Genomic DNA, 12,373 nt, shown 5'->3' with positions numbered 1-12,373 from the left:
TTATGTTAGTTACGTACGAGGATATACGGAATGACGAGAGTATAAAGTGTTATATCACGGAGGCCGACAAGGCCTTGTCCGCTTTAGGATATACAGAACATTCATTCCCCCACGTGGTGAAAGCGGCGACGATGGCGGAGATGATTTTATTAACTTTGAATTACCCGAAGCGAACGGCCGAACTGGCCAAGATTGCCGGGTATATGCACGATATTGGCAATATCGTGAACCGGATTGACCATGCACAGAGTGGTGCGGTAATGGCATTCCGATTGCTGGACCGGATGGGGATGGACCCGGCGGAGATTGCAATGGTCATCAGTGCTATCGGTAATCATGACGAGAGTACGGCTGCTGCCGTGAATCCGATAGCTGCTGCCTTGATTTTGGCTGACAAAACGGATGTGCGGAGAAGTCGGGTGCGTAATCAGGATTTTGCGAGTTTTGATATTCATGACCGGGTGAATTATGCCGTGGAAGAATCCAAGATTTATTTTAATGAAGATCATTCGGCTATTATTTTGGATTTGAAGATTGATACTTCTATTTCGGCTGTGATGGATTATTTCGAAATCTTTTTGGGGCGGATGATGTTGAGCCGAAAGGCTGCCGAGTTTTTGAATATCAGTTTTGAACTGGTGATTAATGGTCAAAGGTTGTTGTAAATAAACCTTGTGATATTTTTCAAAACTTTTTGCGTGCGAAGGAGTGGAATAAGCAATTGTGGTCGTGTGGAATATTATTATAAAATGTTTATATTTGCGAAAGAACAATGCTTTTCATTATGGCTATCGTATCGCATAAAGAGTTTAAGGCTTTCTTCGAGACTTTTTTTATTCCCGTTTACACGTTGATGCAACGCTACACGGGCGAGCGTGAATTGTCGAGAGATTTCACGCAGGAAGCATTCGTGAGGGTGTTCGAGCATCGGGGAGAGTTTGAGACGGAAGAGAATGCCAAAGCTTTCTTGTACACCGTAGCCCGTCGTATCTATCTGGATCATTGTAAGCATCAAAAGATAGAAAATCAGTACCAGAATCGGGTAAACGAGGAAGATCCCGAAGAATATGATTTTTTGAAAGAGGTTACTCAACAGGAGGTGTCCCGAATATTGTACGATGCTATTGATAAGCTACCTTCACAGACTCGTTCGATTATTTTATTGAACTTGAAAGGATTTAACAACACGGAAGTGGCAGAACGGTTAGGTGTTTCCGTGAATACAATTAAATCATTGAAAAAGAGTGCTTACGTGACGTTAAGAACCTTGCTGTCGAAGGATCTTTTGATGATTTTGTTCGTTTTAGTCGATAAATAATTTATTTTTACACTCACCCACTTTTTTTTCTCAATCGTCTTCTTAATAAACGCTAAATTTAAATCGTATGAATTTGCTAAGAAGACGTTTTAAAATTGCTCATTTGATCGCGGAAGAGTTTGCCGGGGTGATTACGAAAGAGAATCAAGTCCGGTTGGAGCAATGGCGTGTAGAAAGCCCTGCTCATGTAAAAGAATATGATGAGATCCGGACATATATCATGACGGAAAACGAGCGTAGGGAGAAAGAAAAACAAACAGTAAAGAATGAGTGGCGGAAATTTGAGCGTGTTCATTTCAGAAAATATGTTGTTTGGAGAAGAATAGGCCGGTGTGCGGCTATTATGGTGATGCCTTTATTGGTGTGCGGGTATTTCGTGTCTTCCGAGTGGAAATCCTCGGAAGTCACGATTGCTGACAACGTGGAAATTGTTCCGGGGACAGGAAGAGCCCAGTTAATTATGGCTGACGGAAGATTCTTGAAATTGGAACAAAAAGAAGATATGAAATTGGATTTACCCGGGGTAAAAGTAGTTGCGACGGGAAAGAAAATTGTTTACCGGGCAATAGAAGAAGAAACGAGTACCCCGAAGGTGGAGGAGTACAACACGTTGGTTGTACCTCGCGGGGGAGAGTATATGCTGGAATTGTCGGATGGGACGAAAGTGTGGTTGAATTCCGATTCCGAGTTGCGCTTTCCTGTTACGTTTGTCGGGGATAGGCGAAGCGTGGAGATTGAAGGGGAGGCTTATTTTGAAGTAGCAAAGGATGAGGGGAAACCTTTTCACGTGTTGGCGAACGGGGCGGATATAAAAGTGTTGGGAACGAGTTTTAACGTGATGACTTACCGGGGACGTACGATTACGACTCTTGTCGAGGGTGAAGTTTGCTTGACGTATAAGGATGAATCGGTACTTATGGTACCGGACCGACAGGCCGAGGTGATCACGGCGACCGGGAAGATTTTGATGAGAGAGGTGGATGCAAGGAATTTCACGTTATGGAAAGATGGTGTGTTTTATTTCGAAAATGCGGCTTTGGAGACGATTGCCGAGCGTTTGTCACAATGGTATGATGTTAATATAATTTTTAATGATGAGGCATTGAAACAGCTGAGATATTCGGTTGAAATGAGACGCTATAATAATATTCAGGATTTACTAACTAAAATTGAAAAGACACAAAAAGTAAAGTTTCTAATTCAAGGAAAAAGTATTTATATTCATAAATGGTTGGAAACCTACGATTTGCTAGAGTGAACCTTGGAAAGAAAATCCCTATAATAGGGGATTTAGAGAACAGATTTCAAAGGTTACTTTTGTCAAAAATTTACTAGCATAATCGAATTCGAAAAATTGTAATGTAACTTTAAAATGATGCAAGCAGGTAATGTAGCCCCATTACCTGCCTACTAAGCTCATCATTAAATGAAATGTGAAACCTAAAAGCAAAAGTATGAAAAAAAATGACAACCCCAACAGCTTGAGGAGATTTAAGCTGTGGAGAAAATTGTTAATCGTGAAGTTGCTATGCGTGTGCTTGTTCTTGCAAAACACTGCTTTATCGGCAAGTGTTTACTCGCAAGAGTTAAAATTAACGTTGAAAGGGAATGATATTAGTCTGACCAATATCTTTTCCCAAATACGGAAAAGTAGTGATTACACGTTTGTATATAATCTGGATGACATTCAAAATGTACGGGTGAAGTCTCTGGATGTGAAAGATGCATCTATCCGGGAGGTTTTGGACAAGTGCCTGAAAGGAACAGGATTTTCTTACGAGATCGAGGATCACGTGGTGATTATACGTCCGGATCGTCCGGCCAAGCAAGAGGTGAAAAAGGTGACCTTGAAGGGGATCGTGGTGGATAAGGATTCAGTGCCGATAGCGGGAGTAACTGTCCTGTTGAAAGGTACTTATGTGGGAGTTACGACAGATGTTTCCGGGAGTTTTCAGATGACGATTCCCGAACAGAAGGAGATATTCCTGCTATTTTCGTTCGTGGGGATGGAAACGCAAGAGGTGAAGGTGACGGACGTGAATAAACCGTTGCGTGTGGTGATGAAAGAGAAAGTTGACCAGTTGGAGGAGGTGATCATTACGGGATATGGACAAACAACGAAAGATCGTTCGACAGGATCGACGGCCACGATTGGAGAAGAGGCTTTTACGAATAAGGCCATTCCCACGGTGGATATGTTATTACAAGGACAGGTTGCTGGAGTGAGTGTGATGGCGGTTTCCGGGCGTCCCGGAGAGTCTGCTAAGGTGAGAATTCGGGGAACGAACACGCTGAGTGGTGATGCCGAGCCTTTGTGGGTGGTTGACGGGGTACCTTTGCAGCAAGATGTTCCGAAGATCTCCAGTAACCGTATTAATTCCGGGGGGCTGAATGATATTTTTGTCCGGGGAGTAGCGGGAATTAACCCGAATGACATTGCGAATGTGACGATCCTGAAGGATGCTTCTGCTGCCGCTATTTACGGTTCCCGTGCTGCCGGGGGAGTTATCGTTATCACCACGAAGAAAGGGAAACCGGGAAAGATGACCGTTAATTATGCCGCTAATTTTTCCATGGGGTTAAAACCTCAACGAGATGCAAAACTGATGAATTCATCGGAAAAACTGGCTTGGGAGCAAGAATTATGGGATGAGTTTTCGGCAGATGCTTACGCTAACAATATCGAAAATAACAGAAAAGACCATGTTGCTATCGTGGGGCTTGTCGGGATGTTACGGGCTGGTAAGTTAGGAAAGAACAACACGCTTTGGACACATGATGATTTCGAGACGATGACAACAGCCGAACAGGATGCTTATATCACGGAATTAAAGAAGAGTTCGACGGATTGGTTTGATGTGATTTTCCGTAATTCATTTTCCATGTCGCATAATATTTCTTTTTCGGGAGGTTCCGAGGATGTTACTTACTATGTTTCGTTAGGATATAATCAGAATAATGGTTTGGTAAAGGAGACCGATTACGAGCGGTATAGTATTAATACCAAGGTGAACACGAAACCGACGAAACGGATAGACTTGGATTTCGGGATTGATTTGGCTAAACAAAAATCCAGAGGGGCCTCCATGAATGTGAATCCTTTTCAGTATGCTTATTTTGCTAATCCTTACGAAAAACCTTATAACGAGGATGGCAGCTATCGTGCTGATATGACTTATTTCCTTTTGGGATCTTTGAGTGACGGGGTGGGTGCCAATATACCGATTGTGCCGGCCAATGGTTTTAATATCCTGCGGGAGATGCGGGAAACATCGGGGGATGCCGACCAGTCGAATGTAGTGGTACGGGTAAATCTGAAATATCAGTTTACGGATAAGATTCGATTTGATGGTCTGGCCTCGTACACCTACACGAATAATCGCATGGTGGATATTAAAAAACAGGATTCCTACGCGGCTTTTGAAGATCATCTTTATTTTGATGATAATAACCGGGAATTGATTCCTTACGGGAATATCGAACGGTCGGAGTCTAACGCCGATAGTTATAGTGCCCGTGGATTTTTCACTTACGATGATATATTTGGCAGTCATCGGCTTTCATTGCTGGCAGGAGCCGAGTTACGGGGAGATAAAACGGTAGCTACTTCTCAAAAACGATATGGGTATGACCATGTTACGGGAAATTCATCTATTCCTCTTCCACCTAATCCATCGGTAAATGACGTGAATCGTTATGCCGAGTTGATTGATTTGTTGTCTAGGGAAGCTACCACGGAGAACCGTTTCGCATCGTTTTATGCCTCGCTGGATTACGGGTTCATGGAGCGTTATCTGATGAGTTTGACCTTTAGGACGGATGGGTCCAATAATTTTGGTAGTGACGAACAGTTTAACCCGACGTGGTCTTTGGGATTGTTGTGGCATATTGACAGAGAGTCTTTCATGTATTCGCTTTCCCCGGTGATCAGTCGTTTAAGTTTGCGGGCAGCCATGGGATACACCGGAAATATCGTGAAATCCGTGAATAAAGAGTTGGTGCTTGGTTATTCGACAAATTACTGGGAAGGTTTACGTACGGGAACGGTAAGTGCGGCTCCTAATCCTAAGGTGCGATGGGAGAAGACGAGAGATATGAAACTGGCCCTTGATTTCGGTTTGTTTAATGACCGGGTTACCGGGTTGGTTGAAGGATATTACAGGAAAAGTACTGATTTAGTTTCAAGCGTGAATATGCTTTCCACGACTGGTTTCATTAATCAGCCTTATAACACGTCGACTGTCGTGAATAAAGGTTTGGAAGGAACTTTACGAGTGAAAGTACTGGACAGGAGAATGTACGGTTTGACTCTAGGAGGAAATATAGCATTGAATCGGAATAAACTGACTAAATTCAAACGAGACGGGGAGGGGATCATGACGGACGGAACATACGAAGGTTACCCGTTGGAGGCCGTGTTTACCGGACGTTACACGGGAATTGACCCGCGGGATGGAGTTTACACTTACGAGTTGCGCCCGGATGCACAAATATATCAAGGCTCGGATTTACAGGTAGCCGATAATTACCGTTACTATCGGGGGACTTCCATCGCTCCGGTGACAGGTGGTTTTAGCCTGGAGGCCCGTTATCGTAATTTCCGGTTGAGTGCGGGGGCTTATATCTCTTCGGGAGCGAAGATTATCAACAAGATAAATTCCCCGGCCAGTTATAGCGTTGTGACTTCTTATATCACGGGTGAAAAGCCACAAACGGCTTATAGTGACCTGTACAGGAATCACTTGAATGTTAGAAAGGACATGGTCAATCGTTGGAAAAAAGAAGGTGATACCGGTGTGAAATATCCCCGTGTTGTTGACTATTTGGGGCAACGTCTTTCGCTTGACGAGTATAACGTGACCAGGCAAAACATTACGGACGGAACTTATTTGGAGAATGTTTCTTTCTTAAGAATACGGGATATTACCTTGTCCTATAATTTGCCTCAGGACTGGACGCGGTATATGCGCCTTTCCTCTGTGTCGGTATCTCTCACGTTTAATAATTTCTTCACGTTCACGAACTATTCGGGGATAGACCCAGAAACTTCGGGAGCAATTTACCCACTGACTCGTTCTATTAATTGGGGTATAAACGTGGGTTTTTAAGTATGCAAGTTAAATGATAGAAAATAGATTTATGAAAAAGGTAAGTTTATATATAGGTTTAGCGCTGTTTTTCGCTTTTACGTCCTGTACGGAATATTTGGACGTGAAGGATAAGGGACAGGTGATCCCGGAAACAGCCGAGGAGTTTTCTGCGTTGATCCATAATCATTTGCGGAGTATAGATGAAGGAAATGATTTTGCGATTTTAGGGGCTTACACGACCACGGTTTCCTATGAAGGGTATTCCGATAATCTTGATGGAGATTTGAACACGACGGATCGGGTGCCTTTGTACGTGGGGACGGACATCAATAGTATGACTACCCGTTATGGAACGCTTTATTCCGTCATCAAGGATTGTAATATTATCCTTGATAATCTGGAGGATCAGACTTCTGAATTAGGGAAAAAGACGATGGCTATTGCTTACGCGTTGCGGGGGATTTGTTACTATAATCTGATGCGGGCTTATTGTGAACCTTACGATAAGGCGAAGGTTTCCACGATGAATGGGGTTCCATTAGTGGTGACCTTTGACATGGAAGGTAAACCGGCTCGTTCGACAATGCAGGAGACGATTGATTTTATTATCAATGATTTGACCACTGCAATCAAGATGAATCAGGCCGATAAACAGTATCGTTTTGATGTAAACGTGATGAAATTTTACTTGGCTCGGACCTATTTCTGGACACAGGAATGGGAACTGGCCACCGCCACGGCCAAAGAAGTGCTGGACGTGTATCCTTTGGTGAAAGGGGAAGAATACGTGGCCATGATGCAGAGTGAAGTTGACCAGAAAGGGAATGAACTTTTACGTTCGGGGATTAAAAAACATTTGGGTTACACGGATTTGGAATTCGGTTACGTGCAAGGACGTCCGGTGTCACAAGGGTTGATTGATTTATTCACGGAAAAGGAAAATGATATTCGGTTTGATCTATTCTTTACTAAAAAGTTATTGAATCGCAAGGCACTACGGTCTGTGATCCGAAGTGCGGAAATGTGCCTGATCATGGCCGAGAGTTATGCACATTTGAATAACACGAAAGATGCCCTTTATTATCTGAACCTCATTCGCTCGCACCGGATTTCGCCTTACACGGATTATACGGAGAGTTCGTTACCGGTTGTAGATCAGAATGCTCTGATACAAACAGATGCCACGGGTAAGGCTTTAACTCCTTTATTGGCCGCTATATTGAATGAACGAAGAAAAGAGTTCTATATGGAGAATGGCGACCGTTGGTTTGAATTGAAACGCAATGGATGTCCTGAATTCTGGTGGGGATATGCCGGGGTGAAATACGAGACGCAAAAATTCTTGTATACCTTCCCGTTACCCAAATCGGATATAGCGTTGAATCCGGCGCTGGAACAAAATCCCGGTTATGATGTGTATTAATTAAAACGAGACAGATATGAAGACAATAAAATATATAATCGCGATTATAGTACTTGTTTTTTCCTTGATGGGATGTAGCGAGAACGTGAAGGATATGCCGCCTCGCGTGACGGATGTTAACAATGAATTCCGGTTACCCTCTCCACCGAAGTTGACGAATGCGGAGAGTGATATGGTGCAGGCTAAAAGAGATGCCTATAATGAAGCCTATGGTGATTAACATGATAAAATAGCGAGTTATGCGAAAGATATTATTTATATATGTACTGATGCTGGCGACCTGTTTCCTAACAGCTTGTTCGGATGATGATAATAACGCTCCGACGTTAAGTTTTGGGCGTCCGATCTATATTTTGAAAGCGGCGGCACCTCTTGCCGTGGAGGTTATTTCTTCCGTTCCCGTGACAGAGTCTGTTAGAGTTCCTTTTGATATTTCGGGATCGGCTATATTGGATGAGGATTACACTATCGAGACGGATGCTTTCACGCTTGAACCGGGGAAAACGATTGACACGATCTGGATTACGCCGAAGGAAAACGTGACTACCCGACGGGAAATTCGTTTGGCATTGAAAGAGGTGAACGGTTTCCAACTTTGGAATAACCGGGTAGCGATGATTCCTGTTGAGACGAAAGATGTTTTCTCGTGTTCTTTTGAGGATTCTAAATATGATCTGAAAAACGAGGTGATTGTCAAAATGGGATTAATGGTAAATGGAAAGATGTATTATACCCGGAATGACGAGGTTCGTGTTCCTTTTGAGATCGATCCGGCATCAACCGCGGTATTAGGGGAACATTATGAGATTGTTGGAGGGAAACAGGAGTTAGTGATGGTTGGGAACTATAAATCTACGGCCGATGTCACGCTCCGTTTCTTGAAAAATGAAGAAGGAAAAGATAAAGTGATTTTCCGTATGCAGGAAGGGGGCTTGTTTGAACGAGGAAATAATGCGGCCACGACAATCACGGTTTCCGGCCCCACGACTTTTAAAGCGTTAGTTGGGAAATGGGCATTCAGCGAGATCACGAGCGAGAGTTTTATTCGTCGTATGGCCGGGTACGTTGACCCGAATGATTGTGATAATCTTCCATTAGACAATAGGTCCACCGATGTGATTCAATTTATTGCCGGAGCAAGTAATACGTTAAACGTGGATCAAGTACAGGGTGATCTGTTGAAGTATCTGCGGAATTGTGAGGCCGAGTTCGGGGAGGAAGGTCCTTGGAGGCTATATGAACAAACCGGAATGCCGTCTCGGGACGTGATTACCTTGTATTTGAGCAAGGCGAACGTGAATTATTCTGCAACGAGCATTGACGAACGCAGGGTTTTCGTGGGAGTGAGATTATTGAACAAAAATACCACGTTGGAATTGCGAATCGTGGATTATGAACCGACGGACTTCCTGACGAGATCATACTACGACCAGCTGCATCCCGGATGGGGTGAACCGGACGAGTTCCCGATGAAGGATCTTTACCCGTTGGTGTTCCACTTCACGAAAGTCGAAGAGTAAGTTTATAAGGTTCATAAAGTTTGTAAGGCTTATAAAGTTTATGAACTCTCTACGGAAAGTTTTGTTCATGGCTGTTCTGGTTATCGAAGGCCGCCTGTTACTTTATGAACCTTATAAACCTTACAAACTTTAGAACCTCTTTTAATGTCTTAATATAAAATTGAAAAGTATGAAAAAATGGATGCTAGTATTGTTCGTGGCACTTTTCGTGCTACCTTGTTCGCGGGATGCCGAGGCAGCCGGGCGGAAGAAGAAAGGTAAAAATGCCGTGACGGCTAAGGTGGCGGAGAAGAAGAGTGCTTATGACAAATTATTTCAGAAAAAGTCGTGCGAGACGGTGAAGAGTAATTTCATTACCTTGCACAAGGTGGATGGGAAATTGTATTTTGAGATTCCGGTGAAATATCTGGGACGGGAAATGTTATTCGCGTCCACGTTGACCTCGACTTCCAGTAATGATTTCTGTGACGTGGGTTACAAGCAAAATGACCCGTTACACGTGCGTTTCACGAAGATCGACAGTACTATTTACCTGAATGAGGTAAATGCTTTCGTGACCTCGAATCCGAAAGAACCTTCTCTGAAAAAGGCTATTGACAAGAACTTTGCGGATGCCGTGTTGTACTCGTACAAGATTGCAGCTTACACGCCGGACAGTACGGCCGTGGTGATTGATGTGACACCGATATTCACGACGGATATGAAAGAATTTGCCTTTCTTCCGACGACGATCATGGGATTGATCCAGTTGAATTCTGTCTTTAACAAAGATGGTGTTGCTTTAGGGGAAGTCAAGGCGTTTGATGATAATTTGAGCGTGAAGTCCATGTTATCTTATAAAGTATCGTTGAAATTCATGTCGTTCTCGTTCTTGGATAATATGCCGTTGACGGCCACGGTGACCCGTTCTCTATTGTTATTACCGGAAGAGAAGATGCGTCCCCGGATTTCCGATTCACGGGTAGGTATTTTTATCACGAGTAAACAACACGTCTCCACGGAGAGGGATGGGATCCTGGATTACACGCTGGCCAACCGTTGGCGTATGGAGCCTAAAGATATGGCGGCTTTTCAGCGAGGGGAACTTGTGGAACCCGTGAAACCGATCGTGTTTTATATTGATGATGCTTTTCCGGAATTGTGGAAACAACCGATAAAAGAGGGTACGCTACGGTGGAATGAGGCTTTTGAGAAGATTGGGTTTAAGAATGCCGTGCAGGTACGTGATTTCCCGAAGGATGATCCCGAATTTGATCCGGATAACCTGAAATATTCCTGTATTCGTTATTTACCTTCTTCGACGGCAAATGCGATGGGACCGTCGTGGGTGGACCCGACGACCGGAGAAATTGTTAATGCCTCTGTTTTGGTCTATAACGACGTGATTCGTTTGATTAATAACTGGCGTTTCGTGCAGACGGCACAAATCGACCCGTCCGTGCGGGCAAAGAAGATGCCGGATGACATCGTGAAAGAATCCATCGCTTACGTGGTGGCTCATGAGGTGGGACATTGCCTCGGTTTCATGCACAATATGTCGGCCTCTGCCGCTTATCCGGTGGATTCGTTACGTTCCGCATCTTTTACCAACACGTATGGGACAACACCCTGTATCATGGATTACGCTCGTTTTAATTACGTGGCTCAACCCGGAGACAAGGGCGTACGTTTGACCCCGCCGGATTTGGGTGTATATGATTGTTTCCTAGTAAAATGGAACTATCAGCCCTTACCACAGGTGAATGATGAATGGGAAGAACAAGCTATTCTTGAAAGTTGGGTGGACGAGAAAGCCGGAGACCCTCGCTATCGTTATGGAAGGCAACAGATTTATTCCCGTTATGATCCGAGTGCTATTGAAGAGGACTTGGGGGATGATCCGATGAAAGCCGGGGAGTACGGGATAAAGAATTTGAAATATATCTTGTCTAATCTCGGAGAATGGGTAAATGACGATGCGGATTTTACGCACCGGGAAGAGCTTTACAAACAGTTGGCGAATCAATACTATCGTTATATCATGAACGTGATGTATAACGTGGGAGGTATCTACTTGACGGAAGTGAAAGACGGAACGAAGGGACAGCGTCATGAGCCGGTTTCAAAGGAAAAACAACGGGCTTCTTTGGCGTGGATACTGAAAGAGTTCAAGTCTTCGGATTGGTTGAGCAAGACGGATTTGAAAAAGAATTTCGCCATGGGAGTGGACATGACTCCGGTACTGCAAAAAAGAATACTGGACCAGTTGGAACGTTTGACCGGAAATATCATATTGTCATCTCATCTCGCGTCTAATCCATACACGATTCAGGAATTCCTGACAGACTTGTATAATGGTGCATTTGAAAACACGGTGAAAGGACGGGCTTTGACGGATGCCGACAAGATGCTGCAACAATTTATCGTGGATGTTTCCGCCAGTTCGTTGAAAGATGCCGGAGGGGGAGCGTTGCGGATGCTGACGGATGCGGCTTATATGCCTTCCGTGGAAGAGATTGCGGCCTACGGGTTGGATGAAACCGGATTGATTAACAAATATCTTGATCAGTTCCGGCAAGTGGAGCAAGAACGTGGCCCCGGTTACGTGGCACAACAGATGGCGTTAAATGAATTCGGTTATGGCTATGGTTTCGTGCGGAAAGTGAATACCGGAGAGATAGATAATTCTAAAGTGTACTTGCAGGATATGGCTTTGAAGGCTCAACGGCTTTTGAATTCCAAGATTGCGGGGGCGACAGGTGACACGAAAATTCACTATCAATCGTTGTTGATGAAGTTGAATAAGTCTTTGAAGGATAGTAAATGATGAACGGGACTGTCCGATAAGTCATTTTTCAAAACTCCCTCCCCCCTTTGGGGTATTGAGCCTGCAAGCAGTCTCGAATCGGCTCTCGCTCGACAGACAACGAGTAAACTCTCTGTCTGTTCTTGCTTACTCGCCGATTTCCCTCTATAAACAGAGGGAGAGCTGAAATACTCCCTGTCTTCGGGAAGAGTCACCAGCTCCTCCTCTGTTTATAGA

General features: G+C 44.1%; 8 protein-coding genes. All 8 read left to right on the top strand.

The genetic code is table 11. From position 1 onward, the window contains the following. Window positions 1–2 precede the first annotated feature (2 nt). Complete coding sequence (locus AB5542_RS13995; RefSeq protein ID WP_087419859.1) at window positions 3–665, top strand: HD domain-containing protein; 663 nt, start codon at window positions 3–5, stop codon at window positions 663–665. 119 nt (window positions 666–784) lie between these two features. Further along, complete coding sequence (locus AB5542_RS13990) at window positions 785–1,318, top strand: RNA polymerase sigma factor (protein ID WP_279038927.1); 534 nt, start codon at window positions 785–787, stop codon at window positions 1,316–1,318. A gap of 67 nt (window positions 1,319–1,385) precedes the next feature. Beyond that, window positions 1,386–2,576 carry a FecR family protein gene (locus AB5542_RS13985; RefSeq protein ID WP_279038928.1) on the top strand — a complete coding sequence of 397 codons (1,191 nt, stop codon included), beginning with the start codon at window positions 1,386–1,388 and terminating at the stop codon, window positions 2,574–2,576. A gap of 196 nt (window positions 2,577–2,772) precedes the next feature. After that, complete coding sequence (locus AB5542_RS13980) at window positions 2,773–6,426, top strand: SusC/RagA family TonB-linked outer membrane protein (protein ID WP_279038930.1); 3,654 nt, start codon at window positions 2,773–2,775, stop codon at window positions 6,424–6,426. 31 nt (window positions 6,427–6,457) lie between these two features. Continuing rightward, window positions 6,458–7,831 carry a RagB/SusD family nutrient uptake outer membrane protein gene (locus tag AB5542_RS13975; protein WP_279038932.1) on the top strand — a complete coding sequence of 458 codons (1,374 nt, stop codon included), beginning with the start codon at window positions 6,458–6,460 and terminating at the stop codon, window positions 7,829–7,831. Window positions 7,832–7,847: 16 nt separating this feature from the next. Further along, window positions 7,848–8,051, top strand: a complete 204-nt coding sequence (locus tag AB5542_RS13970; protein ID WP_087419863.1) for a hypothetical protein — start codon at window positions 7,848–7,850, stop codon at window positions 8,049–8,051. Between the two features lie 19 nt (window positions 8,052–8,070). After that, window positions 8,071–9,351 (top strand): hypothetical protein, encoded by a 1,281-nt coding sequence (locus tag AB5542_RS13965; protein ID WP_118305055.1) that lies wholly within the window; start codon window positions 8,071–8,073, stop codon window positions 9,349–9,351. Window positions 9,352–9,520: 169 nt separating this feature from the next. Beyond that, window positions 9,521–12,157, top strand: a complete 2,637-nt coding sequence (locus tag AB5542_RS13960) for a zinc-dependent metalloprotease (RefSeq protein ID WP_270542712.1) — start codon at window positions 9,521–9,523, stop codon at window positions 12,155–12,157. Window positions 12,158–12,373 lie beyond the last annotated feature (216 nt).

Origin of the sequence: Butyricimonas sp. RTP31003st1_G1_RTP31003_210430 (assembly GCF_040920905.1) — a bacterium.
Lineage (GTDB): Bacteria > Bacteroidota > Bacteroidia > Bacteroidales > Marinifilaceae > Butyricimonas > Butyricimonas paravirosa.
Note: the sequence above shows the minus strand (reverse complement) of the source record. Positions and strands in the feature narration are given on the sequence as shown.

Coding starts and splice junctions, on each gene's coding strand:
- AB5542_RS13965 (WP_118305055.1), top strand. CDS start 8,071: ATGCGAAAGATATTATTTATATATGTACTGATGCTGGCGACCTGTTTC.
- AB5542_RS13990 (WP_279038927.1), top strand. CDS start 785: ATGGCTATCGTATCGCATAAAGAGTTTAAGGCTTTCTTCGAGACTTTT.
- AB5542_RS13995 (WP_087419859.1), top strand. CDS start 3: ATGTTAGTTACGTACGAGGATATACGGAATGACGAGAGTATAAAGTGT.
- AB5542_RS13960 (WP_270542712.1), top strand. CDS start 9,521: ATGAAAAAATGGATGCTAGTATTGTTCGTGGCACTTTTCGTGCTACCT.
- AB5542_RS13985 (WP_279038928.1), top strand. CDS start 1,386: ATGAATTTGCTAAGAAGACGTTTTAAAATTGCTCATTTGATCGCGGAA.
- AB5542_RS13975 (WP_279038932.1), top strand. CDS start 6,458: ATGAAAAAGGTAAGTTTATATATAGGTTTAGCGCTGTTTTTCGCTTTT.
- AB5542_RS13970 (WP_087419863.1), top strand. CDS start 7,848: ATGAAGACAATAAAATATATAATCGCGATTATAGTACTTGTTTTTTCC.
- AB5542_RS13980 (WP_279038930.1), top strand. CDS start 2,773: ATGAAAAAAAATGACAACCCCAACAGCTTGAGGAGATTTAAGCTGTGG.